Source organism: Pseudomonas sp. NY15364, from assembly GCF_048068235.1.
GTDB lineage: Bacteria > Pseudomonadota > Gammaproteobacteria > Pseudomonadales > Pseudomonadaceae > Aquipseudomonas > Aquipseudomonas mendocina_D.
On record NZ_JBLUPX010000009.1, the window covers coordinates 77,407 to 101,520 of the forward strand.

26 protein-coding genes are annotated in these 24,114 nt (G+C 62.3%); 20 read left to right on the plus strand and 6 right to left on the minus strand.

Features of this window, described 5'->3' with window-relative positions; all coding sequences use genetic code 11:
• Positions 1-160: 160 nt before the first annotated feature.
• Genes ACNFCJ_RS10165 through ACNFCJ_RS10175 form a run of 3 tightly spaced genes read right to left on the minus strand, consistent with a single transcriptional unit; the run spans position 161 to position 1,771 of the window.
• Positions 161-880, minus strand: a complete 720-nt coding sequence (locus tag ACNFCJ_RS10165; RefSeq protein ID WP_416771143.1) for a glycerophosphodiester phosphodiesterase — start codon at positions 878-880, stop codon at positions 161-163.
• Positions 877-1,185, minus strand: coding sequence for a phosphodiesterase (locus ACNFCJ_RS10170; RefSeq protein WP_416771144.1), 309 nt, complete (start codon positions 1,183-1,185; stop codon positions 877-879). Before ACNFCJ_RS10170 ends, ACNFCJ_RS10165 begins: the two co-directional genes overlap by 4 nt.
• Positions 1,186-1,204: 19 nt before the next feature.
• Positions 1,205-1,771: a PilZ domain-containing protein gene (locus tag ACNFCJ_RS10175; protein WP_416771145.1), complete on the minus strand. Its 567-nt coding sequence runs from the start codon at positions 1,769-1,771 to the stop codon at positions 1,205-1,207.
• Positions 1,772-2,049: 278 nt separating this feature from the next.
• Between ACNFCJ_RS10175 and ACNFCJ_RS10180 the strand changes: the two genes are divergently transcribed.
• Genes ACNFCJ_RS10180 through ACNFCJ_RS10190 form a run of 3 tightly spaced genes read left to right on the plus strand, consistent with a single transcriptional unit; the run spans position 2,050 to position 5,247 of the window.
• Positions 2,050-3,297, plus strand: a complete 1,248-nt coding sequence (locus ACNFCJ_RS10180) for a lipoprotein-releasing ABC transporter permease subunit (protein ID WP_416771147.1) — start codon at positions 2,050-2,052, stop codon at positions 3,295-3,297.
• A gap of 4 nt (positions 3,298-3,301) precedes the next feature.
• Positions 3,302-4,003, plus strand: a complete 702-nt coding sequence (gene lolD, locus ACNFCJ_RS10185; protein WP_064495908.1) for a lipoprotein-releasing ABC transporter ATP-binding protein LolD — start codon at positions 3,302-3,304, stop codon at positions 4,001-4,003.
• Positions 4,003-5,247: a lipoprotein-releasing ABC transporter permease subunit gene (locus ACNFCJ_RS10190; protein ID WP_416771148.1), complete on the plus strand. Its 1,245-nt coding sequence runs from the start codon at positions 4,003-4,005 to the stop codon at positions 5,245-5,247. Before lolD ends, ACNFCJ_RS10190 begins: the two co-directional genes overlap by 1 nt.
• Before the next feature lie 178 nt (positions 5,248-5,425).
• Here ACNFCJ_RS10190 and ACNFCJ_RS10195 read toward each other — a convergent pair whose 3' ends face one another.
• Positions 5,426-5,953: a DUF2062 domain-containing protein gene (locus ACNFCJ_RS10195; RefSeq protein WP_416644574.1), complete on the minus strand. Its 528-nt coding sequence runs from the start codon at positions 5,951-5,953 to the stop codon at positions 5,426-5,428.
• A gap of 140 nt (positions 5,954-6,093) precedes the next feature.
• On the opposite strand from ACNFCJ_RS10195, the gene ACNFCJ_RS10200 reads away from it, so the two are divergent.
• The 8 genes from ACNFCJ_RS10200 to murB are packed head-to-tail and all read left to right on the plus strand — an operon-like array spanning position 6,094 to position 12,878.
• On the plus strand, positions 6,094-8,307 hold the full coding sequence (locus tag ACNFCJ_RS10200) for a DNA internalization-related competence protein ComEC/Rec2 (protein ID WP_416771244.1): 2,214 nt from the start codon (positions 6,094-6,096) through the stop codon (positions 8,305-8,307).
• 57 nt (positions 8,308-8,364) lie between these two features.
• On the plus strand, positions 8,365-8,997 hold the full coding sequence (locus tag ACNFCJ_RS10205) for a MotA/TolQ/ExbB proton channel family protein (protein WP_416771150.1): 633 nt from the start codon (positions 8,365-8,367) through the stop codon (positions 8,995-8,997).
• Positions 8,994-9,422 (plus strand): ExbD/TolR family protein, encoded by a 429-nt coding sequence (locus tag ACNFCJ_RS10210; RefSeq protein ID WP_125878645.1) that lies wholly within the window; start codon positions 8,994-8,996, stop codon positions 9,420-9,422. Before ACNFCJ_RS10205 ends, ACNFCJ_RS10210 begins: the two co-directional genes overlap by 4 nt.
• A 1-nt stretch (position 9,423) precedes the next feature.
• Positions 9,424-10,425, plus strand: a complete 1,002-nt coding sequence (lpxK, locus tag ACNFCJ_RS10215; RefSeq protein WP_416771152.1) for a tetraacyldisaccharide 4'-kinase — start codon at positions 9,424-9,426, stop codon at positions 10,423-10,425.
• A 22-nt stretch (positions 10,426-10,447) separates the two neighbouring features.
• Complete coding sequence (locus tag ACNFCJ_RS10220; RefSeq protein ID WP_013714804.1) at positions 10,448-10,633, plus strand: Trm112 family protein; 186 nt, start codon at positions 10,448-10,450, stop codon at positions 10,631-10,633.
• The gene (gene kdsB / locus ACNFCJ_RS10225; RefSeq protein ID WP_416771153.1) at positions 10,634-11,398 is read left to right on the plus strand and encodes a 3-deoxy-manno-octulosonate cytidylyltransferase; all 765 of its coding nucleotides are present in this window, start codon (positions 10,634-10,636) and stop codon (positions 11,396-11,398) included.
• A complete protein-coding gene (locus tag ACNFCJ_RS10230) occupies positions 11,398-11,862 on the plus strand; it encodes a low molecular weight protein-tyrosine-phosphatase (RefSeq protein WP_106734887.1) in 465 nt (154 codons plus the stop codon). Before kdsB ends, ACNFCJ_RS10230 begins: the two co-directional genes overlap by 1 nt.
• Positions 11,859-12,878, plus strand: coding sequence for a UDP-N-acetylmuramate dehydrogenase (gene murB / locus ACNFCJ_RS10235; protein WP_416771156.1), 1,020 nt, complete (start codon positions 11,859-11,861; stop codon positions 12,876-12,878). Before ACNFCJ_RS10230 ends, murB begins: the two co-directional genes overlap by 4 nt.
• A 113-nt stretch (positions 12,879-12,991) precedes the next feature.
• On the opposite strand, the gene rne is transcribed toward murB, so the two are convergent.
• Positions 12,992-16,045, minus strand: a complete 3,054-nt coding sequence (rne, locus tag ACNFCJ_RS10240; protein WP_416771157.1) for a ribonuclease E — start codon at positions 16,043-16,045, stop codon at positions 12,992-12,994.
• A 578-nt stretch (positions 16,046-16,623) separates the two neighbouring features.
• On the opposite strand from rne, the gene rluC reads away from it, so the two are divergent.
• From rluC to sppA, 3 genes are read left to right on the plus strand one after another with little or no spacing between them, the layout of a single operon-like run.
• The gene (rluC, locus tag ACNFCJ_RS10245) at positions 16,624-17,577 is read left to right on the plus strand and encodes a 23S rRNA pseudouridine(955/2504/2580) synthase RluC (protein ID WP_017677613.1); all 954 of its coding nucleotides are present in this window, start codon (positions 16,624-16,626) and stop codon (positions 17,575-17,577) included.
• Positions 17,570-18,265 carry an HAD-IA family hydrolase gene (locus tag ACNFCJ_RS10250; RefSeq protein ID WP_416771158.1) on the plus strand — a complete coding sequence of 232 codons (696 nt, stop codon included), beginning with the start codon at positions 17,570-17,572 and terminating at the stop codon, positions 18,263-18,265. The genes rluC and ACNFCJ_RS10250 overlap by 8 nt, the downstream gene beginning before the upstream one ends.
• The gene (gene sppA / locus ACNFCJ_RS10255) at positions 18,255-19,232 is read left to right on the plus strand and encodes a signal peptide peptidase SppA (RefSeq protein ID WP_416771159.1); all 978 of its coding nucleotides are present in this window, start codon (positions 18,255-18,257) and stop codon (positions 19,230-19,232) included. The genes ACNFCJ_RS10250 and sppA overlap by 11 nt, the downstream gene beginning before the upstream one ends.
• Before the next feature lie 58 nt (positions 19,233-19,290).
• On the opposite strand, the gene ACNFCJ_RS10260 is transcribed toward sppA, so the two are convergent.
• Positions 19,291-19,872, minus strand: coding sequence for a Maf family protein (locus tag ACNFCJ_RS10260; protein WP_416771161.1), 582 nt, complete (start codon positions 19,870-19,872; stop codon positions 19,291-19,293).
• A gap of 110 nt (positions 19,873-19,982) precedes the next feature.
• Between ACNFCJ_RS10260 and ACNFCJ_RS10265 the strand changes: the two genes are divergently transcribed.
• The 6 genes from ACNFCJ_RS10265 (at position 19,983) to acpP (ending at position 24,009) form a co-directional block, all read left to right on the plus strand.
• Positions 19,983-20,510, plus strand: coding sequence for a YceD family protein (locus ACNFCJ_RS10265; RefSeq protein WP_416771163.1), 528 nt, complete (start codon positions 19,983-19,985; stop codon positions 20,508-20,510).
• Between the two features lie 13 nt (positions 20,511-20,523).
• The gene (gene rpmF, locus ACNFCJ_RS10270; protein ID WP_037048542.1) at positions 20,524-20,706 is read left to right on the plus strand and encodes a 50S ribosomal protein L32; all 183 of its coding nucleotides are present in this window, start codon (positions 20,524-20,526) and stop codon (positions 20,704-20,706) included.
• Positions 20,707-20,709: 3 nt separating this feature from the next.
• Complete coding sequence (gene plsX / locus ACNFCJ_RS10275; protein ID WP_099526414.1) at positions 20,710-21,720, plus strand: phosphate acyltransferase PlsX; 1,011 nt, start codon at positions 20,710-20,712, stop codon at positions 21,718-21,720.
• Between the two features lie 126 nt (positions 21,721-21,846).
• A complete protein-coding gene (gene fabD, locus ACNFCJ_RS10280) occupies positions 21,847-22,785 on the plus strand; it encodes an ACP S-malonyltransferase (protein ID WP_416771166.1) in 939 nt (312 codons plus the stop codon).
• A 15-nt stretch (positions 22,786-22,800) separates the two neighbouring features.
• Positions 22,801-23,544: a 3-oxoacyl-ACP reductase FabG gene (fabG, locus tag ACNFCJ_RS10285; protein WP_416771168.1), complete on the plus strand. Its 744-nt coding sequence runs from the start codon at positions 22,801-22,803 to the stop codon at positions 23,542-23,544.
• A gap of 228 nt (positions 23,545-23,772) precedes the next feature.
• On the plus strand, positions 23,773-24,009 hold the full coding sequence (gene acpP, locus ACNFCJ_RS10290) for an acyl carrier protein (protein WP_003245177.1): 237 nt from the start codon (positions 23,773-23,775) through the stop codon (positions 24,007-24,009).
• Positions 24,010-24,114 lie beyond the last annotated feature (105 nt).

The following is a 24,114-nucleotide window of genomic DNA, read 5'->3' on the forward strand; positions in this document are numbered from 1 at the left end:
GGATCGCGGATAAATCCGCTCCTACGGAAGGTGAATGCCTTAGGTCGTAGCCCGGATGCAATCCGGGGACATCCTCGCTCCAGCTCCCGGATTGCATCCGGGCTTCGCGGCGGGCTGCTCTGGCTTGCTCCCCTCTCCCGCTTGCGGGGGGCGTTAAGGCTTAGCCGCGCAGGGTCTGCACCGCGATGCCGGGGAAGTCGGTGATGATGCTGTCGACGCCGAAGTCGGCCAGACGACGCATCAGCGCCGGTTCGTTGACCGTCCATACCGACACGTGCAGCCCCTGTTTCTGCGCCTTGAGCAGGCGCTCCGGGGTGCACAGCGCCCAGTTCAGGGCGAGCAGGTGACAGTCGTAATGGGCGGCCACCTTCAGCGGGTCGAGCCAGGCGTACTCGGCTACCAGGCCCAGTTGCAGCTGTGGTGTCAGCTCGCGCGCGGCCTTGAGCACCTCGCGTGAGCTGGAAGTGATGGTGATCCGTTCGCGCAGGCTGAAGCGCTCGGTCAGTTCGGCGATGGCCAGTACAGTGCGTGCAGCGCGTACTTTCGATGCGCTCTTGACTTCCAGCTGCCAGTGCTCGAACTGGCATTGCTCGAACAGGTCCTGCAGGCGCGGAATGGGGCAGGGGCGTACCCAGCCCGGGCCACCCTTGCGTGCGTCGTACTTGATCAGCTCGGCGGCGTCATGCTCGACCACCTTGCCGCGCAGGCCGGTGGTGCGCTTGAGGGTTGGGTCGTGGATCACCATCAATTCGCCGTCGCGTGACAGGTGCAGATCCAGCTCGCAACGATTGACGCCATGCTCGAGACAGCGCTGGAAGCTGGCGAGGGTGTTTTCCGGGGCTTCGCCCTTGGCGCCGCGATGGCCGTAGATAAGGGTCACTGTTGCTCCTTGGCGGTGTCGAGGTGGCGTGGCTGGTGATGGCGCACGCTGTTGATCACGTGATCGTATTCGAAATAGACGCTGAATTCGCGGTAGTCCCAGCGCGTGATCGGCGGCTGGCCGACGGGCTTGTGCTCCTCATCGGCGAGGCCGAAGCGCTCCAGTACCGAGCGTTTGGACTCGCCTTTGTGCGGCAGGTTGCGGGCATCGATATCCGAGCCCTGGCTGCCTACCGGGATGGTCAGGGTGTCGGCGAACGAGGAAAGCGGGGCGAGCAGGGCGAGTAGCAGGGCGAAGCGATACATGGCGGTTCCTTGGCGGCGTTCATTCGCGGGCCTGGCGACGTTCCAGGGCCTGTCTCTGCAGGATATGCCGGGCCAGCAATTGGCGCTGTGCGTCGGTCAACGCTTCGAACTCGGTGCCGATCTCGTACTGGCCGTCGCTGCGTGCGCTGCAATGCACCACCTGAGCGCGCAGCAGCAGGCCGAGGGCCTGTGGCATCAATACCATCTTGATCGCCAGGTGACTGCCGATTGCCACGGCCTGGGGGTGGCTGAAACTAATGCCACCCTCGGACAGCGAAACCTGGCGCGGTGCGCCAATGTCGCGCAACAGGCTCTGCGCCACTGCCTGGCCGAGCAGATCGATGCGTTTGTTGATCACTTTCAGGTAGTTGGCCAGGGTGCGGTCGCGTTCGCTGATGTGGCGCAGCAGATGCTGCGACTCGAAGTCCATCAGGTGCAGGTCGCTGAGCAGGTTGAACAGCGGCGATGGATCGTGAAGCGCGTCGCTGGCATGGGCTTCGGCCCCCGACAGCAGGCTGAATTCCAGTGCGATCGTATCGTCGATACGATAGTATTCGCGGCGATCATCTACATCGTTAGTCGACATGGCGAACCCATGAAAGCGGTGGTGGTCGAAGACCCTGTTGAAAGTCTCGTGAACTGGATGCATGCCAGGCAAGCGTCGGTTACGAATGGTAAACGAGCATTGCTCGCTTCGCTCGTCCCTTCGGGGCCACACTGCAGCGCACCAGCCGTAAGCGGCTTTCCAAGTGTTTTTAACGCAGCAGGCCCGTTACGCAGCCGACTTCGAGTTTCTTCTGAGTGTAAGGCCGCTGATCTGGCCCTGCCACATGGACGTTTTTCTTTCCCCCGAATCTCTCCGACATGTTCAGACCTCTGTTCGTATTCATCGGTACGCGCTACACGCGAGCCAAGCGCCGCAACCATTTCGTCTCGTTCATTTCCCTGACGTCCATGCTCGGCCTCACCCTGGGGGTGATGGTAATGATCCTGGTGCTGTCGGTCATGAACGGTTTCGACCACGAGATGCGCACGCGCGTCTTGGGGATGATTCCTCACGCCACGGTCGAGTCGCCGACCCCGGTCAGTGACTGGCCGACCCTGGCGCGCCAGGTGGAGCGCCATCCGCGCGTCGAGGCGCTGGCCCCCTTCACCCAGATGCAGGGCTTGCTGACGAACGACGGCAAGGTGCAGAAGGTGCTGATCAATGCCATCGATCCCGAGCAGGAACGCAAGGTCTCTATCATTGATGGCTTCTTCCAGCAGGGCAGTCTCGACAGCCTGCAGCCGGGCGATTTCGCCATGGTCATTGGCGACAAGGCAGCAGCCAAGCTGGGCCTCAAGCTCGGCGACAAGGTCACCTTCGTCGCGCCTGAGGTCACCGTGACCCCCGCGGGCATGTTCCCGCGCCTGAAGCGCTTCACTGTCACCGGTATTTTCCATGTCGGCGCCGGTGAGATCGACGGTGCCTTGGCCCTGGCCAACATCAGCGACCTGGCGCGCCTGCAGCGCTGGAAGCCGGATCAGGTGCAGGGCCTGCGGCTGAAGTTCGATGACCTGTTCCAGGCACCGCGCAGTGCCTGGGAGATCGCCCAGACCCTCGAAGGCGATTTCTATGCCCGCGACTGGACCCGTACTCACGGCAACCTGTACCAGGCCATTCGCATGGAGAAGACCATGATCGGCCTGCTGCTGCTGCTGATAGTCGCGGTGGCGGCATTCAACATCATCTCCACGTTGGTGATGGTGGTGACCGACAAGAAGGGCGACATCGCCATCCTGCGTACCCTCGGCGCCACGCCGCGGCAGATTATGGCCATTTTCATGGTCCAGGGCACCGTGATCGGTGTGGTCGGCACCGTCATCGGCGCGCTGCTGGGCATTCTTGCGGCGCTGAATATCAGCAGCCTGATCGCCGGCATCGAGCGCCTGCTGGGCATCAAGTTTCTCAACGCCGATGTCTATTTCATCGATTACCTGCCTTCGCAACTGCAGAGCGCCGACGTGGTGATGGTCTGCACCGCGGCGTTGCTGCTGAGCTTCTTCGCCACCCTGTATCCAGCCTGGCGCGCTGCGCGTACCCAGCCGGCCGAGGCCCTGCGCTATGAGTGAGTCCATGAATCAGAACGCCGTGAAACAGCACAATGCCGTGCTCAGCTGCCGAAACCTGAGCAAGCGTTACGACGAAGGCCCCGAGTCGGTAGTGGTGCTCGATGGGCTCGAACTGGAACTCTTCCCGGGCGAGCGCGTGGCCATCGTTGGCAGCTCCGGCTCCGGCAAGAGCACCCTGCTGAACATGCTCGGCGGCCTGGATACGCCCAGCGAGGGCAGCGTCTGGCTCGCCGGCGAACAACTGTCGGCACTGAGCGAGACCGCACGTGGCCTACTGCGCAACCGCGCGCTGGGCTTCGTCTACCAGTTTCACCACTTGCTGGCCGAGTTCACCGCGCTGGAGAACGTCTGCATGCCACTGCTGATCGGCAAGACGTCGATCGCCGAGGCGCGCCAGCGCGCGACAGCCTTGCTGGAGCGGGTAGGCCTGGGGCATCGCCTGAATCACAAGCCGTCAGAACTGTCCGGCGGTGAACGTCAGCGTGTGGCGATTGCCCGTGCCCTGGTCAACCGCCCTGGGCTGGTGCTGCTCGATGAGCCCACCGGCAACCTAGACCAGCACACCGCTGAAGGCATTCAGGAGCTGATGCGTGAGCTTAGCCGCGACTCCAACACTGCGTTTCTGGTGGTGACCCACGACATGCAGCTGGCCCGCCAGATGGATCGCGTGCTCAGCCTGCAGGACGGCAAGCTGGTGACCCTCTGATGTTTCGTCCGCTGAGTATCTTCATCGGCGCTCGCTACACACGGGCCAAGCGCCGCAACCATTTCATCTCCTTCATTTCGCTGACTTCGATGATCGGCCTGGCGCTCGGCGTGCTGGCGATGATCGTGGTGCTGTCGGTGATGAACGGTTTCCAGAAGGAAATGAGCTCGCGCATTCTCGGCATGGTGCCGCACGCCATGCTCTACGGAGCCGAGCCGGTCGCCGACTGGCGCGCCCTGGCGGATAAGGCCATGGCCAATCCGCAGGTACAGGCCGCGGCACCCTATGCCGAGCTGGAGGGCATGCTCTCGCATCGCGGGCTGATGCAGCCGATCCAGATTCATGGCATCGATCCGGCAGAAGAGGGCAAGGTATCGATCCTGCCCGAGCACATCCGCCAGGGCAGCCTGAACAATTTGCAACCCGGTGAATTCGGCGTGGTGATCGGCGACATCACCGCGCGGCGTTTCGGCTTGCAGGTGGGCGACAAGTTGACCTTGATCATCCCAGAGCTGAGCAGCGCGCCTGGTGGCGTCACGCCGCGCATGCAGCGCTTGAACGTGGCGGCGGTGTTCAAGGTCGGTGCCGAGCTGGACAGCTCGCTGGCCCTGATCAACGTCGTCGACGCCGCTGCCATGCAGCGACTGCCGGAAGGCACGGTGCCGGGCATTCGCCTGGCGCTGAAGGACCTCTACCAGGCGCCGCAGGTATCCAAAGCGCTGGTCGCCGAACTGGGCGCCGGTTACCGCGCCGATGACTGGACTCATACCCAGGGCAGCCTGTTCAGCGCGATGAAGATGGAGAAGACCATGATCGGTCTGCTGCTCCTGCTGATCGTCGCGGTGGCCGCGTTCAACATCATCGCCACGCTGATCATGGTGGTCGCCGATAAGAGCGGCGACATCGCCATTCTGCGCACCCTGGGCGCCACGCCACGGCAGATCATGGCGATTTTCATGGTGCAAGGCTCGGTGATCGGCCTGGTCGGTACGCTGATTGGTACGGTGTTGGGTGTGTTGGCGGCGCTCAATGTCAGCGCCCTAGTGGCTTGGCTGGAATCGTTCGCTGGGCAGCAGGTGATGAGCTCCGATGTGTACTTCATCAGCAGCCTGCCATCGGATCTGCAGTGGCTGGATGTGGCGCTGATCTGTTCGGCAGCGCTGATCCTGAGCTTCCTCGCCACGCTCTACCCCTCATGGCGGGCGGCGCAGGTGCAGCCGGCCGAAGCGCTGCGCTACGAGTAAGAACGAAAAAGCCGTCTAACCAGGCTGTGCGAAAACTACTGCGCTCGGTCATGCTGCGTTAAAAGCAGGCTCAGAAAGCTCATTTACCACTTGTAAACTGCGCTTCTTCCTGCTTTGCCTTGCCCGACCTTCGCTCGCTGCGTTTTCACACGGCCTGGTATTCGACGGCCTTTTCTTTTCAGCGGCGGTCCAAGCGGCGCTTTTCCTGACGCTTGCGCCAGCTACGCTGTACCCACCAGCGCCAGTAGAGCATGGTCAATACATACCCCAGTGCGGCGAGAACCAGGCCGGATACAAAGGAGCCGAGGTACAGCGGCTTCCACAGGATGGCCACTTCAGCCGTGATCCATTCCAGGCTCAGGGTCTGTGGCATACGCACCGGTGGTGTCTGCATGATCCATGCGCCCAGTTTGTAGGTGCAGTAGAAAATCGGTGGCATGGTGATGGGATTGGTCAGCCACACCAGGCCGATGGAAATCGGCAGGTTGGCGCGCATCGGGATGGCGACGGCGGCGGCGGCCAGCATCTGCATCGGCATGGGGATCATCGCCCAGAACAGGCCGATGGCCATGCCGCGAGCTACCGAGTGACGGTTGAGATGCCAGAGATTGGGGTCATGAATGAGCTTGCCGAGAAAGCGCAGGGACTTGTTACCCTTGATGCTGTCGGGGTTGGGCATGTAGCGCTTGAATAAACGACGCGGCATGAAGAGTCTCTGGGCAGGCAAAAGCGCCGATATTATGCACGGATTCGGTCTGGCCAGCGTTTCCATATTGTGACCGAAGGTGAGCGCCGGACGCGTTCGCTGCAGCTCGATGAGCAGGGAGGAAGGGGATGCGAACAGGGATGTTGGCACTGGCCTTGGGGCTATTGACGCTGCGCTTTCTGCCAAGCCTGCCGCCGAGTTGGTTGTTGCTGGTGGTGGTCTGCGCCGCTCTGGCTTTGCTGTTCTCGCGCCTCTATCCGCTTGGGTTCTTTTTGCTGGGGTTGGCCTGGGCCTGCAGCTCGGCGCAATCGGCACTGGATGACCGCCTTGCTCCACCGCTCGATGGCCGTACCCTGTGGCTGGAGGGGCGGGTGGTCGGCCTGCCTGAAGTGGCCGATGGTGTCGTGCGCTTCCAGTTCGAAGAGGCGCACTCGCGGCGCGCCGAGCTGCCGAAAAGAATGCGCTTGGCCTGGTATGGCGGGCCGCCGGTGCAAGGCGGCGAGCGCTGGCGGGTGGCGGTCAACCTGAAGCGGCCGCATGGCCTGGTCAATCCGCAGAGCTTCGACTACGAAGCCTGGTTGCTGGCGCAGCGTATCGGCGCCACGGGCACGATCAAGTCTGGCGAGCGGTTATCCCCCGCGACGGGCTTTGGTAGCTGGCGCGACAGTCTTCGCCAGCATCTGCTGGCTGCGCCGGCCTTTGGGCGCGAAGGTGCCATTGCCGCTCTGGTCCTCGGTGATGGCTCCGGCCTGAGTACGAGCGACTGGCGCCTGCTGCAGCACACGGGCACGGTGCACCTGATGGTCATCTCTGGCCAGCATATTGCCCTGCTAGCCGGCTTTCTTTACGGGCTGGTGGCGTTGCTGGCGAGAGTCGGTGCCTGGCCAAGGCGTTGGCCCTGGTTGCCCTGCGCCTGTGCGTTGGCCTTGAGCGGGGCGCTGGTCTACGGGATGTTGGCTGGTTTTGAGGTACCGGTGCGCAGGGCCTGCGTGATGGTTGCGCTGGTGCTGCTCTGGCGCATGCGCTTTCGTCATCTGGGCGCCTGGTGGCCATTGTTGCTGGCCTTGATCGTGGTTCTGCTGCTGGAGCCGCTGGCATCGTTGCAGCCGGGTTTCTGGTTGTCGTTTTCGGCGGTGGCGATTCTGGTTCTGGTGTTTGGCGGTCGACTTGGCGTCTGGGGTTGGTGGCGCGGGCTAACGCGTGCGCAATGGACCATGGCCATCGGCCTGTTGCCGATGATGTTGGTCCTCGGCCTGCCGGTCAGCAGCAGCGGGCCGTTGGCCAATCTGATCGCCGTGCCTTGGGTCGGATTGGTGGTGGTGCCTCTGGCCTTGCTGGGCACCCTGCTGCTGCCTATACCAATCTTGGGCGAAGGGCTGTTGTGGCTGGCCGGTGGTGCGCTGCACCTGCTGTTCGAATTGCTCGGCATCATCGCCGGCTGGCTACCCGCCTGGTTGCCGAGCGTTCTGCCGCTGTGGGCATGGTGGCTGGCGGCAGCTGGTGCTTTGCTGCTCCTTTTGCCGGCCGGGGTGCCGCTGCGGTTGCCCGGTCTTGCGCTGTTGTTGCCCGCATTGTTATTGCCACCGCCGCATCTAGATGATGGTCGCGCCGACATTTGGGTGCTGGATGTGGGGCAGGGGCTGGCGGTGCTGTTGCGTACCCGAGAACATGCTCTGCTGTACGACGCTGGGCCGCGCTTTGGTGATTTCGATACCGGTGAGCGCATCGTCTTGCCCTCGTTGCGAGCGCTGAACCTCAGGCAGCTCGACGTGATGCTGCTCAGCCATGCCGATAACGATCATGCTGGCGGCGCGGCCGGGATCAAGGCCGGTATGCCGGTATCGAGGGTGGTCAGTGGTGAACCGCGAAGGCTGGCCGATGCGCTCGGCGCCGAAGCGTGCGAGTCAGGACAAAGCTGGCAATGGAACGACGTGACCTTCAGGCTGTGGCAGTGGGAACGCGCCAGCTCCGGCAACCAGCTGTCGTGCGTATTGCAGATAGAGGCTGCGGGCGAACGCCTGCTATTGACCGGCGATATCGACGTACAGGCCGAGCGGGCGCTGATGCAGGCCGAATTTCCCCTGGCCTCGCAGTGGCTGCTGGCTCCTCATCATGGCAGTCGCACCTCGTCCAGCCAGGCGTTCATCGACGCGGTCGGTGCGCAGCATGTGCTGATTACCCGCAGCCGCCACAATGCCTTCGGTCATCCTCATCCGCAGGTGCTGGAGCGTTATCGGGCAGCAGGCGTGTTGGTCCATGACACGGCGCTCGATGGCGCGCTGCATCTGCGCCTGGGCGAGCATGGCGCAGCGCGGGCATTGCGACGCGAGCCACGTTTCTGGCGGGAAAAATGAGAACAACGGCGCCCTATGCTAGAGTGGCGCGACTTTTTCGAGGGGGGATTCTCTACCGTGTGGGAACTGGTCAAAGCTGGCGGCTGGATGATGCTGCCGATCATTCTCTGTTCCATCGCTGCTGCCGGCATCGTCGCCGAGCGCCTGTGGACCCTGCGGCCCGCCCGCGTCACCCCGGCCAATCTGCTGGCTCAGGTGTGGCGCTGGATCAAGGACAAGAAACTCAACAACCAGAAGCTAAAGGAGCTGCGCGAGGATTCGCCGCTGGGGCAGATTCTCGCTGCCGGCCTGGCCAACTCCACGCATGGTCGCGAGATCATGAAAGAGTGCATCGAGGAGGCTGCCGCGCGCGTCATCCATGAGCTGGAACGCTACCTCAATGCCCTTGGCACCATTGCAGGCATCGCGCCGCTGCTCGGCCTGCTCGGTACCGTACTGGGTATGATCGAAATCTTCAGCTCCTTCATGGGTTCGGGCATGGCCAATGCGCCGATGCTCGCCGGTGGTATCTCCAAGGCGCTGATCACCACGGCGGCCGGCCTGATGGTGGCGATCCCGGCACTGTTCTTCCATCGCTATCTGCAGCGTCGTGTCGACGAACTGGTAGTCGGCATGGAGCAGGAAGCGATCAAGCTGGTGGAAATGGTGCAGGGTGATCGCGACGTCGACCTGGGTGAGGGCAAGGCGTGAAATTCCGGCGCAAACCGCGGGAGAACGTCGAGATCAACCTGGCCTCGTTGATCGACGTGGTATTCATCCTGCTGCTGTTCTTCGTGGTCACCACCACCTTTACCCGTGAGACCCAGCTCAAGGTCGATTTGCCTGAGGCGGCCAGTGGCACGCCGCCCGAGCAGACCGAGCTCAAGCAGGTCGAGGTGCTGATTGGTGCCGATGGCGCCTACTCGGTCAATGGCAACGCGCTGCTGGAGAGCAACCTGAGCAACCTGATGGCGGCGTTGCAGAAGGAATCCGACGGCGACAACAGCCTGCCGTTGATCCTCAGTGCCGATGGCAAGACCCCGCACCAGGCGGTGATTACGGCCATGGACGCTGCTGGCAAGCTGGGCTTCTCGCACCTGCGCATCACCACGGTGGAAGCACAGGAAACTCCCTGAAGTGAGCGCCGCTGATCGCTTGCTCGAGGCCTGGTACCGCGGCCACCCGGCGCTGGCACTGCTGCGCCCGCTGGAGTGGTTGTACCGCCGTGTGGTGCAGGGTAAGCGTGCACGCTTTCTGGCCGGCGAGGGCGATATCTACCGCGCCCCGGTACCGGTGCTGGTGGTGGGCAACATCACCGTCGGCGGTACCGGCAAGACGCCGCTGATCCTCTTTCTCATCGAGCATTGCCGCGCCCGTGGGCTAAAGGTCGGCGTGGTCAGTCGTGGCTATGGCGCCAAGCCGCCGAGCCTGCCGTGGCGCGTTCGTGCCGAGCAACCTGCGGCCGAGGCAGGTGACGAGCCCTTGCTGATCGTCCAGCGTACAGGCGTGCCCTTGATGATCGACCCGGATCGCAGTCGCGCCGTGCGTGCGTTGCTGGCCGAAGAAACATTGGACCTGATCCTCTGCGATGACGGCCTGCAGCACTACCGCCTGGCGCGCGATCTGGAACTGGTGCTGATCGATGCTGCGCGCGGCCTGGGCAATCGCCGCTGCCTGCCTGCCGGGCCTCTGCGTGAACCGGCCGAGCGTCTTAGTGAGGTGGATGCGGTGCTGTTCAATGGCGCCGAGGCCGACCGCGCCGATGGCTACGCCTTTCGCCTGCAGCCGACCGCACTGGTCAATCTGGCCAGCGGTGAGCGCGTCGGCCTCGATCATCTGCCGCCAGGCCAGGCGGTGCATGCGGTGGCCGGTATCGGTAATCCGCAACGTTTCTTCAATACCCTCGAAGCGCTAAACTGGCGGCCGGTTCCGCATCCCTTCTCCGACCATGCTCAGTACGATGCCGCGCAGCTCAGTTTCGAGCCGTCGCTGCCACTGCTGATGACGGAAAAGGATGCGGTGAAATGCCGGGCCTTCGCCGCCACCGACTGGTGGTACCTGGCCGTCGACGCCGTGCCCACGCCGGCTTTCGTCGACTGGCTGGATGGAGAGCTGGCCCGCCTCATACCGGGGTCCTGATGACCCCATCAAGGACTGCGCCATGGACCTCAAACTGCTCGATATTCTCGCTTGCCCGATCTGCAAAGGCCCGCTGCAGCTTTCCGAAGACAAGACCGAACTGATCAGCAAGGGCGCTGGCGTGGCCTACCCGATCCGCGACGGCATTCCGGTGATGCTGGAAAGCGAAGCGCGTACCCTGAATACCGATGAGCGTCTGGACAAGTAAATGAACGCAGCCTTCACCGTCGTCATTCCTGCTCGTTACGCCTCCACCCGCCTGCCCGGCAAGCCGCTTCAGGACATCGCCGGCAAGCCCATGGTGCAGCACGTCTGGGAGCAGGCGAAGAAGAGTTCGGCCCAGCGTGTGGTCATCGCCACCGACGATGCGCGAATCGTCGAAGCCTGCCAGGCCTTCGGCGCCGAGGTGCTGCTGACCCGCGAGGATCACAACTCCGGCACCGACCGCCTGGCCGAAGTGGCTACCCAGCTCGGCCTGCCGGCCGATGCCATCGTGGTCAACGTGCAGGGCGACGAACCGCTGATTCCGCCTGTAATCATCAATCAGGTGGCGGCTAATCTGGCGGCCAATCCGCAGGCTGGTATCGCCACCTTGGCCGAGCCCATCGAGGACGTCACCGCGCTGTTCAATCCCAACGTGGTCAAGGTGGTCGCCGACAAGACCGGCCTGGCCCTGACCTTCAGCCGTGCGCCACTGGCCTGGGCACGTGACACCTTCGCCAAGAGCCGCGATGCGCTGCCGCAAGGTGTGCCATACCGTCGCCACATTGGTATCTACGCCTACCGCGCCGGCTTCCTGCATGACTTCGTCGCCTGGGGCCCATGCTGGCTGGAAGACACCGAGTGCCTGGAACAGCTGCGCGCGTTGTACAACGGCGTGCGCATCCACGTCGCCGATGCGCTCGAAGCGCCGGCTGCTGGCGTGGATACCGCCGAAGACCTGGAGCGGGTACGCCACCTGCTGGGGGCCTGATGAAGGTTCTGTTCGTCTGCCTGGGCAACATCTGCCGTTCACCGACGGCAGAAGGCGTGTTTCGCCACAAGCTGCGCGCAGCTGGCCTGGAAGATCGGGTGCAGGTGGATTCCGCTGGCACTGGCGACTGGCATGTAGGCAAGGCGCCTGACAGTCGTACGCGCCAAGCCGCGCTGCGCCGTGGCTATGATTTGTCTGCACAGCGTGCGCGCCAGGTCGAGGCCGCCGATTTTCAGCGCTTTGACCTGATCCTGGCCATGGATCAGAGCAATTTGCGCAACCTCAAGGCGCTGCGTCCTGCCAATGCCGGTGCTGATCTTGATCTCTATCTGCGCCGTTATCAGCTGGCATTGGACGAGGTACCGGACCCTTACTACGGCGGCGAAGATGGCTTCGAGCAGGTGCTGGACCTGATCGAGCAGGCCAGTGATGCGCTGTTAATCGAGATCAAGGGGCGCCTGTGAGCCTGAATCTGCAGAGCGACGTGTCGCTCAAGGCCTTCAACAGCTTTGGCGTTGACGTGCGTGCCCGGCTATTCGCCGAAGCCCGTCACGACGACGAAGTGCGCGAGGCGTTAGGCTTGGCGCAACAGCACGGCTTGCCGCTGCTGGTGATCGGCGGTGGCAGCAACCTGCTGCTGACTCGCGATGTCGAGGCGCTGGTGCTGCGCATGGGCAGCCGTGGTATTCGCATTCTGGAGGACGACGGCGAGCAGGTGCTGGTGGAGGCCGAAGCTGGCGAACCCTGGCATCCCTTCGTGCAATGGAGCCTGGCGCAAGGCCTCAATGGCCTGGAAAACCTCAGTCTGATTCCCGGCACCGTCGGCGCCGCGCCGATGCAGAACATCGGTGCCTACGGCGTGGAGATCAAGGATCTGTTCGAAGGCCTGACCGCGCTGGATCGACAGACCGGAGAACTACGCGACTTTGCCCTCGAAGAATGCGCTTTCGCCTATCGCGACAGCCTGTTCAAGCGCGAAGCCGGGCGTTGGCTGATTCTGCGCGTGCGCTTTCGTTTGAGTCGGCTGGCTTCGCTGCGTCTGGATTACGGTCCGGTACGTCAGCGCCTGGTAGAGATGGGCGTAGAAGCGCCGACTGCCAGCGATGTCAGCCGGGCTATCTGCGCCATTCGCAGCGAAAAGCTGCCAGATCCCGGCGAGCTGGGTAACGCCGGCAGCTTCTTCAAGAATCCGGTAGTGCCATTCGAGCTGGCCGAACGCATTCGCGCCGAACATGCTGACCTGGTCAGCTATCCGGCTGGTGCTGGCCTGGCCAAGCTGGCGGCTGGCTGGTTGATTGAGCGGGCAGGGTGGAAGGGCTTTCGCGAGGGCGATGTGGGTGTGCATCGTTTGCAGGCGCTGGTGCTGGTCAACTACGGCAACGCCACGGGTGCACAATTGCTGCAGTTGGCGCAGCGTATGCAGGCTGATGTATTCGAGCGCTTCGGTGTTGAGTTGGAGATCGAGCCTAACGTGCTCTGATCTGTTCCTGCTTGCCACTCCCGGATTGCATCCAGGCTACGCTTCTGCAGCGCCAGACACGGAAATGAAAAAGGGGATGCCTAGGCATCCCCTTTTTAGTGACCGCGGGAGGATCAAGCCTGGGGCTTGACCTCTTGCACGTCGGCTGGCGTCTGTTCTTCCGGCTGCGCTTGCTCTACCGCTTCGCTCGCGTTTTGCTCGCTGACGACAGGAGTGGTTTCGGCTTCGGCGACTGGCTCGACCGCAGGAGCGGTTTCGACTGCAGTGGCTTCGGCTTCTACCGGGGCGCTTGCTTCAGTGACCGGAGCAACTTCGACTGCTGGCGCAGCCTCTACAACCGGAGCGGCAGTCGCGGCCTGTGCAGCTTCGCGCGCCAGGCGCTCAGCTTCACGCTGACGGCGACGCACTTCGCGCGGGTCGTTCGGCGCGCGGCCAGTGGCATTGGCCGGAACCGCGGCGGCAGCAGGCGCTTGTTCGACCGCTACCGGAGCAGGCTCCTGGGCGACTTCGGCAACCGGCTCAGCTTGAGCGGCCGGCTCGGCAGCAGGAGCTTCCACGACGACAGGGGCTTCGGCTGCGGTCGGCTCTGCTTCAGTTGCCTTCTCCGCGACCGGAGCTTCGACCGCTTCAGTCACGGTAGCTTCGACTTGCGCCTCGACCGGTTGAGCAGCAGGGGCTTCTTCAACCTGAGCAGCCGGTGCTTCGACGGCCGGTGCTGGGTTGACCGGAGCTTCGCTGGCAACGGCTTCGCTGCTATCGACGCTTTCTGCAACCACGGCGGTGGCAGTGGCTACGGCAGCTGGAACGGCGGCTTGAGCTTCGTTACCTGCGGCTTCGCTGTTCTCGGCGCTTTCGATCAGGTTGCCGTCGGCATCACGCTGACGCTCGCGACGGTTGCTGCGGCGACGCTGGCCACGAGAGCGGCGACGCGGACGTTCGCCATCGTTGTTGTCCTGCTCGTCATCCTGCAGCTGTTCTTCGTTTGGCAGGGCTTCATCCTGCAGAGCCTCGGCCTGCTCGGCACGCGGCTGACGCTCTTCGCGCGGCGGACGCTGACGTTCCTGGCGCTCGCCACGTGGTTGGCGCTCGGCGCGTTCTTCACGTTGCTCATTGCTGGCGGCGTCCAGTGGCTCGCGCAGTTCACGTACGCGCTCTTCACGCGGAGCGCGCTCTTCGCGCGGCTTGCGCTCGCGGCGGTTTTCCTGGCCTTCACGCGGCTCGCGTGGGGCGCGTTCTTCGCGTGGAGCACGCTCTTCGCGGGGCTGACGCTCTTCGCGCGGCTCGCGTGCCTGGCGCTCTTCACGCGGTGCACGTTCTTCGCGCGGCTTGCGCTCTTCGTCGCGACGACCACCGCGATTGCGGCTCTGTTGGCGACCGTTGCGGCGTTCTTCACGCGGCGGACGCTCGTTGCTTTTCTTCTCGACGACTGCGGGCTTGGCTTCTTCTTCCTTGCCGGCGAACAGGCTGACCAGCGACTTCACCAGGCCTTTGAACAGGCTTGGCTCGGGTGCCTTGCTCGGTGCCAGCGGAGCCGGTTGTGGCTCGGCAGCGACCGGAGCGCTGCTACGCGGTGCGGCCTTGATCGCGGCTTCCTGGCGAACCAGGGTGCGCGTGGCGGCACTCGGATGCGCGGCCGCTTCTTCGTGTTCTGCGGTGGCAGCGATTTCGTAGCTGCTCTGGCCGCTCAGGGCTTCCGGGCTGTCGTCACGCAGGCGCTGCACTTCGAAATGCGGGGTTTCCAGGTGATCGTTCGGCAGGATCACGATGCGCGCACGGGTGCGCAGTTCGATTTTGGTGATCGAGTTGCGCTTCTCGTTGAGCAGGAAGGCGGCGACCGGGATCGGTACCTGAGCGCGGACCTCGGCGGTGCGATCCTTCAGCGCTTCTTCTTCGATCAGGCGCAGGATGGCCAGCGACAGGGATTCGACGTCGCGGATGATGCCTTGGCCGTTGCAACGTGGGCAGACGATGCCGCTGGTTTCACCCAGGGACGGACGCAGACGCTGACGGGACATCTCCAGCAGGCCGAAGCGCGAGATGCGGCCGACCTGTACGCGGGCGCGGTCGGCTTCCAGAGCTTCACGCACCTTCTCTTCGACGGCGCGCTGGTTCTTGGCCGGGGTCATGTCGATGAAGTCGATGACGATCAGGCCGCCGATGTCACGCAGGCGCAGCTGGCGGGCGATTTCCTCAGCCGCTTCCAGGTTGGTCTGCAGCGCGGTTTCCTCGATGTCGCTGCCCTTGGTGGCGCGCGCCGAGTTGATGTCGATGGATACCAGGGCTTCGGTCGGGTCGATGACAATGGAGCCGCCGGACGGCAGCTTCACTTCACGCTGGAAGGCGGTTTCGATCTGGCTTTCGATCTGGAAGCGGTTGAACAGCGGCACGCTGTCTTCGTACAGCTTGATCTTGCTGGCGTACTGCGGCATCACCTGCTGGATGAAACTCAGGGCTTCTTCCTGGGCTTCGACGCTATCGATCAGCACTTCGCCGATGTCCTGGCGTAGGTAGTCGCGGATGGCGCGGATGATAACGTTGGATTCCTGATAGATCAGGAACGGGGCAGGGCGGCTGGTGGAGGCTTCCTTGATGGCGCTCCACAGTTGCAGCAGGTAATCGAGGTCCCACTGCATTTCTTCGCTGGAACGACCCAGGCCGGCAGTGCGCACGATCAGGCCCATGTCGGCCGGGGCGTTGAGGCCGTTCAGCGCTTCGCGCAGTTCGTTGCGCTCTTCGCCTTCGATGCGGCGGGAGATGCCGCCGGCACGTGGGTTGTTCGGCATCAGCACCAGGTAACGACCGGCCAGGCTGATGAAGGTGGTCAGGGCTGCGCCCTTGTTGCCGCGTTCTTCCTTATCGACCTGGACGATGACTTCCTGGCCTTCCTTGAGCACGTCCTTGATGTTGATGCGGCCGCCTTCAGGAGACTTGGAGAAGTATTCGCGGGAGATTTCTTTGAGGGGGAGGAAACCGTGGCGTTCGGAGCCGAAGTCGACGAAAGCGGCTTCGAGGCTGGGTTCAACGCGGGTGATGCGGCCTTTGTAGATGTTGGCCTTTTTCTGTTCGCGGGCGCCGGACTCGATGTCCAGATCGTAGAGTTTTTGGCCATCTACCAGGGCGACACGCAACTCTTCGGGCTGAGTTGCGTTAATTAGCATTCTTTTCATGTGGTACCAATGGGTTCCGGGCTAGCGGAAGCCACGTTAGGCACACACGACTCTCAGGGTCGGTGTCAGGCGCGTCAGAAACGGTCGTAAATCGTTCCACTGTCGAGCGACGGTCAGCCAATACCGGGCTGCGGTCGCGACGGACGTCTCCTGCTTGCTGTGGTGACAGAAAGCACTCAGTCAGGAAGAGGAATCAACTGGCGGTAGCGGACGAGATGAGGCGTCTTTGATCAAGCGGTGTGCTACGCAGTCCGACAGTTGTACATCTCCACCCTACACGTATCGCTGAAAATCGGGTGCCGCGCGCGGATTCCGCAGCGGTTGTCATTTATCGCGACCGCCCGGCGGGCGAATCGCGCATCATACTCAAGGCTTTATTTCCGAAGTCTTCGTGGCCTTTTGCGGCTTTTCTAAGCTGAAGAATCCGTCGGACGGCCTCACGTCCCAAAAGGTTTGCGCGGGCAGGGGATGGCAAGTTTGGCATTCATCCACAAGCCAGGCCGCTTTTGGCGGCGTTCGCGACTATAGCAGCAATGATTAAGTGCTTCAATTCCATAAAAAATTGTTATGATTACGCGATGACTACTCCTGCCTCTCCAACCTCCGGCGTTCAGCTGATCGAGGTTGCACCGGAACTCGCCGGCCAACGCATCGACAACTTCCTCAGGACACAGCTCAAGGGCGTGCCCAAGACCCTGATTTACCGCATCTTGCGCAAGGGTGAGGTGCGGGTTAACAAGGGTCGGATCAAGCCCGAATACAAACTCCAGGCTGGCGATGTCGTGCGTGTGCCGCCACTGCGTCTGGCCGAGCGCGATGAGCCCGAGCCGCTGGCGCAGGGGCTGTTGCAGCGGCTCGAAGCCGCCATCGTTTATGAGGACAAGGCGCTGATCGTGCTGAACAAGCCGGCCGGTATCGCCGTGCATGGTGGCAGCGGTTTGAATTACGGCGTGATCGAGGCGTTTCGCCAGTTGCGTCCTGATGCCAAGGATCTGGAGCTGGTGCATCGTCTCGATCGCGATACGTCAGGCCTGCTGATGATCGCCAAGAAGCGCAGCATGCTGCGCCACCTGCACGAAGCGCTGCGCGGCGACGGCGTGGACAAGCGCTATATGGCGTTGGTGCGTGGTCACTGGGCGACTGCCAAGAAGCAGATCGCCGCGCCGCTGCTGAAAAGCAACCTGCGTTCCGGCGAGCGTATGGTCGAGGTGAATCCCGAGGGCAAGGAGGCGCTCACGGTATTTCGTGTGCTGCGCCGTTTTGGCGAGTTCGCCACGCTGGTCGAAGCCAGGCCGATCACGGGTCGTACCCACCAGATTCGTGTGCACGCGCAATATGCAGGCCATGGTATTGCCGGTGACAGCAAATACGGCGACGACGACTTCTCCCGCGAGATTCGCGAGCTGGGCGGCAAGCGCCTGTTCCTCCATGCCTATGAGTTGCACGTGCCGCTGCCTGATGGTGGCGTGCTGAAGCTCGAGGCGCCGGTGGACGAGATGTGGGCCAAGACCCTGGAGCGCCTGAGTGCCTGATTATCAGCTGCTGATCTTCGATTGGGATGGCACGCTGGTGGATTCCATCGGCCGTATCGTCGAGGCCATGCATCGCGCGGCCGATGTGGCGGGCGTGCCGCGCTGCACCGATGTCGCAGTGCGCGGGATCATTGGGCTGGAACTGGGGGTGGCGATTCGCACGCTGTACCCGGAACTCGATGAGCCGCTGCGAATCGAAACCATCCGGCGCGCCTATAGTGAGCAGTATCTGGCGCTGGAGACCGAGCCGTCACCTTTGTTCGAGGGTGTGCGCGAGTCGCTCGAAGTCTTTCGTGATCAGGGGTATCAACTGGCTGTGGCGACCGGCAAGGGGCGCAGGGGGTTGCATAGGGTGCTGGCTGACAAGGGTTGGCTGGATTACTTCGATATCACCCGTTGCGCTGACGAGACGGCAAGCAAGCCCGACCCGCTGATGCTGCACGAGATTCTCACGCATTGCCGGGTGCAACCCGAGCAGGCGCTGATGGTTGGGGATTCGACCTTTGACCTGCTGATGGCGCGCAATGCCGGGATGGATGCCGTGGCGGTGGGTTTCGGTGCGCAGCCGCTGTCGGTGTTGCGCGAGTGCTCGCCGCGTTTGGCTATCAACGAATTCAATGAGCTGCGTGCGTGGCTGGAAGTCGGTCGTGCGCAGCGTTCAGCAGAGGTGAGTGAATATGTCGGATGAGTGGAAGTCATCGTCTTCGTCAGGCGAGGATGCCAAGAGCTGGAAGTTGCTGGAAAAGGCGCTGCTGTCCAGTGTTCAGGAGCAGCGTCGTTCGCGTCGCTGGGGTATTTTTTTCAAGCTGCTGACCTTTATCTACCTGTTCGGTGCGTTGGCGCTGGTATTGCCAGTGCTCGATCTGAAAAAAGCCTCGACCACCGAGGCGCATACGGCGCTGATCGAAATTCGCGGCATGATCGCTGATCGTGAAGAGGCCGGTGCCGACAAGGTGGTGGGCAGTCTGCGTGCCGCCTTCGAAGATACCAATACCAAGGGCGTGATCCTGCGCATCAATAGCCCGGGCGGCAGCCCGGTGCAGTCCGGCTACATCTATGACGAGATTCGGCGCTTGCGTGGCGAGTATCCGCAGACCAAGGTCTACGCCGTGATCAGTGATCTGGGTGCATCCGGTGCCTATTACATCGCCAGTGCGGCCGATGAGATCTATGCCGACAAGGCCAGTCTGGTTGGCTCCATCGGTGTTACGGCGGCCAGTTTCGGCTTTGTTGAAACCATGGAAAAGCTTGGTGTCGAGCGTCGCGTTTACACCTCGGGTGAGCACAAGGCGTTTCTCGATCCGTTCCAGCCGCAGAAGGAAGAGGAAACTCGCTTCTGGAAAACCGTGCTGGACACCACTCATCGTCAGTTCATCGACAGCGTGAAGCAGGGGCGTGGTGATCGCCTCAAGGCTGACGAGCATCCCGAATTGTTCTCGGGGTTGGTCTGGTCCGGCGAGCAGGCACTGCAGTTGGGCTTGGTCGACGCGCTGGGTAGTGCCAGTTATGTGGCGCGTGAGGTAATTGGCCAGAAAGAGATGGTCGACTTCACTCAGCGTGATACGCCATTCGATCGCTTCGCCAAGCGCCTGGGTACCAGTGTGGCGGATCGCATTGCGCTGTGGATGGGCTTTCAGGGGCCGACGCTGCGTTAGGGCGTGCCCCGTAGGGCGGGTGCAATCCGCCGACCGAGATTGGCGGGTTGCACCCGCCCTACGGCACTTCTATTTCTTCGTTGATCAGCATGTCCACCAGTCGAATGAGGGGCAGGCCGACCAGGCTGGTGGCGTCTTCGCCCTCGGTGCTGCGAAACAGGCTGATGCCCAGACCTTCGGACTTGAAGCTGCCGGCGCAATCGAATGGCTGCTCGCGTTGCAGGTAGCGCAGGATCTGCTCGTCGCTCAGTGGGCGAAAATGCACGGTGAAGGGTGCGCATTCGACCTGGCATTTGCCGGTGCTCGAATTGAGCAGTGCCAGTCCGGTCAGAAAGGTGACGCTGCTGCCGCTGGCGGCGCGCAACTGTTGCTGGGCTCTCGGCAGATCGTGGGGTTTGCCGAGTATCTGTCCGTCGCTGAGTGCGGCGACCTGGTCCGAGCCGATGATCAGGTGGTCTGGGTTGTTGGCGGCGAGCGCGCGGGCCTTTTCTTCAGCCAGGCGTCTGACCAGGTCGATGGCGGCTTCGCCCTCGCGGCGGCTTTCATCGATGCTCGGTGACTGCCAGGTAAAGGGTAGTTGCAGGCGTTCGAGCAGCTCGCGGCGATAGGGGGAGCTGGAGGCGAGCAGCAGTGCGGGCATGTTCTCTTCCTTTATAAGCGTGGGTGGGAAATTCTACTGACCGCCGCGCCTCGAAAACAGGCCGAATTTCCTTTGACATGGACAGGGTGCATCCCTAGAATGCTGCGCCTATGTTGAATGGGCCGATTCCACCTCACGTTGATCCGCGCAAGCTCGCCGACCGCGAAGCTACCCTTGAAGGGCTGCTCGAACTGGCCAGCCTGCCGCGTCTCTGCGACCCGCTTGCCGATACGGCTGGTACGGTGCAGGCGAAATTTCATTTCGCCCGTGACGAGCAGAAAACTGTGGTTATCCGCAGTGAGCTCGAGGTTGAGGTCAAAATGGTCTGCCAGCGTTGTCTGGAGCTGGTCGCGCTACCCATCCGCAGCGAATGTGAATACGCCGTGGTTCGGGTTGGAGCGAACACTCAGTCCTTGCCCAAGGGCTACGACATACTGGAAGTGGGCGAAGAGCCGCTGGAGCTTCTTGGTCTGGTCGAGGAAGAGTTACTTCTCGCCCTGCCAATCGTTCCTGCTCATGCCCCAGGTGATTGCCAGCAGCCGGACGGTCTCGATGAGCCCGAGCCAGGCGAGGACGAGGTATCGCGGTCCAACCCGTTCAGTGTATTGGCGCAGTTAAAGCGTGACCCAAACGTTTAGGAGTTAATGAGTTATGGCTGTTCAGCAGAACAAAAAATCCCGTTCCGCCCGCGACATGCGTCGTTCGCACGACGCCCTCGAGGCCAGCGCCCTGTCCGTAGAGAAGAGCACCGGTGAAGTTCACTTGCGCCACCACGTTTCTCCGGAAGGCGTGTATCGCGGTCGCAAAGTGATCGATAAGGGCGCTGACGAGTAATCCTTGTCCGCCTCGATCATCGCGATTGATGCAATGGGTGGGGACTTCGGTCCCCACTGCATTGTTCCGGCCTGCATTTCTGCGCTGGCCGAATTCCCCTCGCTGCACCTGGCCCTTGTCGGTCAAGCTCCCCTTATCGAAGAACAGCTCGCTCGCCAGTCTGGCGTCGATCGCTCGCGCCTGCAGGTTCATCACGCCAGTGAAGTGATTGCCATGGACGAACGTCCAGCTCAGGCCCTGCGCGGCAAGCCGGATGCCTCGATGCGCGTGGCACTGGAATTGGTGCGTCAGCGTCAGGCGCATGCCTGCGTCAGCGCGGGCAACACCGGCGCACTGATGGCGCTGTCGCGTTATGTGCTGAAGACGCTACCGGGTATCGACCGGCCGGCCATGGTCAGCCCGATTCCTACCGAGCGCGGTCATTGCTACCTGCTGGATCTGGGCGCCAACGTCGATTGCAGTGCCGAGCACCTCTATCAGTTCGCCATCATGGGCGCCGTGGCTGCCGAGACGCTGGGCGTCCCTCGGCCGCGGATCGCCTTGCTCAATGTCGGTACCGAAGACATCAAGGGCAATCAGCAGGTCAAGCTGGCGGCCAATATGCTGCAGCAGGCGCCAGGGTTGAACTTCATTGGCTACATCGAGGGCGACGGCATGTACCGCGGTGAGGCCGATGTCGTGGTGTGCGATGGCTTCGTTGGCAATATCCTGCTCAAGTCCAGCGAAGGTCTGGCCAAGATGATCACCGGGCGGGTCGAGACGCTGTTCAGTGAGGGGTTGTTCGCGCAGGCCATCGGAGCCCTGGCGATGCCGCTGCTGCGTCGCCTCAAGGCCGACCTAGCGCCCGCCAAGCACAATGGTGCGAGTTTCCTCGGGCTGCAGGGCATCGTGGTCAAGAGCCATGGTGCGGCGGGGCAGGAGAGTTTCCAGAGCGCCATTCGTTGTGCGTTGCGCGAGGTGCAGGAAAATTTGCCGCAGCGACTGCATGGTCGCCTCGAAGACTTGTTGCTGTAGACTCGTCACGTTTTCAGGGTATGAGCTGCAGTGGAATGTGACTGCCGCGCGTAGCCTGTCATCCAACTGTCAGTTTGCTGCGCCAGGCTCGCCTGGCGTTGGTTTTTCGACTCAAGGGACTTATTCATGTCTGCATCCCTCGCATTCGTCTTCCCCGGTCAAGGCTCGCAAGCCCTGGCCATGCTTGCCGACCACGGTGCTCAGCAGAAGCTGGTGATCGATACCTTCGGTGAAGCCTCTGAAGCGCTCGGCTACGACCTCTGGGCGCTGACCCAGCAAGGCCCGGAAGAGCAACTGAACCAGACCGACAAGACTCAGCCGGCCATTCTCACTGCCTCCGTCGCCCTGTGGCGCCTGTGGCAGGCCGAAAAAGGCGCCAAGCCGGCGTTCGTCGCCGGCCACAGCCTGGGTGAATATTCCGCGCTGGTCGCCGCTGGCAGCATCGCCTTTGCCGATGCCGTGAAGCTGGTGGAGCGCCGTGGTCAGTTGATGCAGCAGGCCGTTCCTGCCGGGCAGGGCGGTATGGCCGCCATCCTCGGTCTGGAAGATGCCGACGTACTGGCTGCCTGCGCCGAAGCTGCGCAGGGTGATGTGGTCAGCGCAGTGAACTTCAACGCACCTGGCCAGGTGGTGATCGCCGGTAGCGCTGCTGCCGTCGAGCGCGCCATCGAGGCGTGCAAGGCCCGTGGCGCCAAGCGCGCCATGGCGCTGCCGGTCAGCGTGCCGTCGCATTGCGCACTGATGAAACCGGCCGCCGAGCGTTTCGCCGAGTCGGTGGAAGCGCTGAGCTGGCAGGCGCCGCAGATCCCGCTGGTACAGAACGTCAGTGCAGCCGTGGTGTCCGATCTGGCCACGCTGAAAGCCGACCTGCTGGCGCAGCTATACAGCCCGGTACGCTGGGTCGAGTCCATGGTGCGTTTGTCCGAGCAGGGCGTTACCGAGCTGGTCGAGTGCGGCCCGGGCAAGGTGCTGGGCGGCCTGAACAAGCGCTGCGTCAAAGGCATCAACACTTACAACCTGGATACCCCCGATGCTTTCGCCGCTGCTCGTGCTGCGTTGGCTTGAGAAAGGAGAACGAACATGAGTCTGCAAGGTAAGGTCGCGCTGGTCACTGGCGCCAGCCGTGGCATCGGTCAGGCAATCGCCCTGGAATTGGGTCGTCAGGGGGCTACCGTAATCGGTACTGCTACTTCGGCATACGGTGCCGAGCGCATTGCTGCCACGCTGAAAGAGCATGGTGTCAGTGGTACTGGCATGGAACTGAATGTGACCAGCGCCGAGTCCGTCGAGGCTGTGCTGGGTGCTATTGCCGAGCAGTTCGGTGCTCCGGCGATTCTGGTCAACAACGCTGGTATCACGCGCGACAACCTCATGCTGCGCATGAAAGACGACGAGTGGTTCGACGTCATCGATACCAACCTGAACAGCCTCTATCGCCTGTCCAAGGGTGTGCTGCGTGGCATGACCAAGGCGCGCTTCGGCCGCATCATCAACATCGGTTCCGTGGTCGGTGCCATGGGCAATGCCGGGCAGGCCAACTATGCGGCTGCCAAGGCCGGTCTCGAAGGTTTCAGCCGCGCTCTGGCGCGTGAAGTGGGTTCTCGCGGTATTACGGTCAACTCGGTCGCTCCGGGTTTCATCGACACCGATATGACCCGTGAGCTGCCTGAAGCGCAGCGTGAAGCGCTGCTGACTCAGATTCCGCTGGGTCGTCTGGGCCAGGCTGAAGAGATTGCCAAAGTTGTCGGATTCCTGGCTTCCGATGGCGCAGGCTACGTCACTGGCGCTACTATTCCGGTGAACGGCGGTATGTACATGAGCTAAAAAGGGCGCCTTCGAATGATCGGAGGCTCTCGAATGTGACGCGAGCCATCAGAAAACTGTCATAGTGGCTGTCTAAAATCCGTTATAAAGCTGCAACAGGTTTATAGACAGATCGTTGAAGTGTTCCTGGGGGCTCCCCGGCATTCAGCTTGAAATGCTAAAAACCCTTTCTATACACTTGGCCGCTACCAGCTGCCTGGATTTGTCCAATAGGAGTGAAAACAAGGTATGAGCACCATCGAAGAACGCGTCAAGAAAATCGTTGCTGAGCAACTTGGCGTCAAGGAAGAGGAAGTAACCAACAGCGCTTCCTTCGTTGAAGACCTGGGTGCCGACTCTCTTGACACCGTTGAGCTGGTGATGGCTCTCGAGGAAGAATTCGAGACCGAGATCCCGGACGAGCAAGCTGAGAAGATCACCACCGTTCAGGAAGCTATCGACTACGTGACTGCCCACGCGCAATAAGTCACCGTCAGCTTTCTGACCGAGAAAAGCCGCACTGCCCTAATCAGGCGTGCGGCTTTTCTTTACGTGCAAGGCGCATGTGGCGCCTGAGTAGAACAAGAGGAG

Excerpts from the sequence above, each read along its gene's own strand:
- acpP (WP_003245177.1), top strand. The coding sequence starts at position 23,773 with ATGAGCACCATCGAAGAACGCGTCAAGAAAATCGTTGCTGAGCAACTT.
- fabG (WP_416771168.1), top strand. The coding sequence starts at position 22,801 with ATGAGTCTGCAAGGTAAGGTCGCGCTGGTCACTGGCGCCAGCCGTGGC.
- ACNFCJ_RS10195 (WP_416644574.1), bottom strand. The coding sequence starts at position 5,953 with ATGCCGCGTCGTTTATTCAAGCGCTACATGCCCAACCCCGACAGCATC.
- sppA (WP_416771159.1), top strand. The coding sequence starts at position 18,255 with ATGTCGGATGAGTGGAAGTCATCGTCTTCGTCAGGCGAGGATGCCAAG.
- rpmF (WP_037048542.1), top strand. The coding sequence starts at position 20,524 with ATGGCTGTTCAGCAGAACAAAAAATCCCGTTCCGCCCGCGACATGCGT.
- rne (WP_416771157.1), bottom strand. The coding sequence starts at position 16,045 with ATGAAAAGAATGCTAATTAACGCAACTCAGCCCGAAGAGTTGCGTGTC.
- ACNFCJ_RS10265 (WP_416771163.1), top strand. The coding sequence starts at position 19,983 with ATGTTGAATGGGCCGATTCCACCTCACGTTGATCCGCGCAAGCTCGCC.
- ACNFCJ_RS10200 (WP_416771244.1), top strand. The coding sequence starts at position 6,094 with ATGTTGGCACTGGCCTTGGGGCTATTGACGCTGCGCTTTCTGCCAAGC.
- ACNFCJ_RS10220 (WP_013714804.1), top strand. The coding sequence starts at position 10,448 with ATGGACCTCAAACTGCTCGATATTCTCGCTTGCCCGATCTGCAAAGGC.
- ACNFCJ_RS10180 (WP_416771147.1), top strand. The coding sequence starts at position 2,050 with ATGTTCAGACCTCTGTTCGTATTCATCGGTACGCGCTACACGCGAGCC.
- fabD (WP_416771166.1), top strand. The coding sequence starts at position 21,847 with ATGTCTGCATCCCTCGCATTCGTCTTCCCCGGTCAAGGCTCGCAAGCC.
- ACNFCJ_RS10190 (WP_416771148.1), top strand. The coding sequence starts at position 4,003 with ATGTTTCGTCCGCTGAGTATCTTCATCGGCGCTCGCTACACACGGGCC.
- kdsB (WP_416771153.1), top strand. The coding sequence starts at position 10,634 with ATGAACGCAGCCTTCACCGTCGTCATTCCTGCTCGTTACGCCTCCACC.
- ACNFCJ_RS10175 (WP_416771145.1), bottom strand. The coding sequence starts at position 1,771 with ATGTCGACTAACGATGTAGATGATCGCCGCGAATACTATCGTATCGAC.
- ACNFCJ_RS10230 (WP_106734887.1), top strand. The coding sequence starts at position 11,398 with ATGAAGGTTCTGTTCGTCTGCCTGGGCAACATCTGCCGTTCACCGACG.
- ACNFCJ_RS10170 (WP_416771144.1), bottom strand. The coding sequence starts at position 1,185 with ATGTATCGCTTCGCCCTGCTACTCGCCCTGCTCGCCCCGCTTTCCTCG.
- lolD (WP_064495908.1), top strand. The coding sequence starts at position 3,302 with ATGAATCAGAACGCCGTGAAACAGCACAATGCCGTGCTCAGCTGCCGA.
- rluC (WP_017677613.1), top strand. The coding sequence starts at position 16,624 with ATGACTACTCCTGCCTCTCCAACCTCCGGCGTTCAGCTGATCGAGGTT.
- ACNFCJ_RS10260 (WP_416771161.1), bottom strand. The coding sequence starts at position 19,872 with ATGCCCGCACTGCTGCTCGCCTCCAGCTCCCCCTATCGCCGCGAGCTG.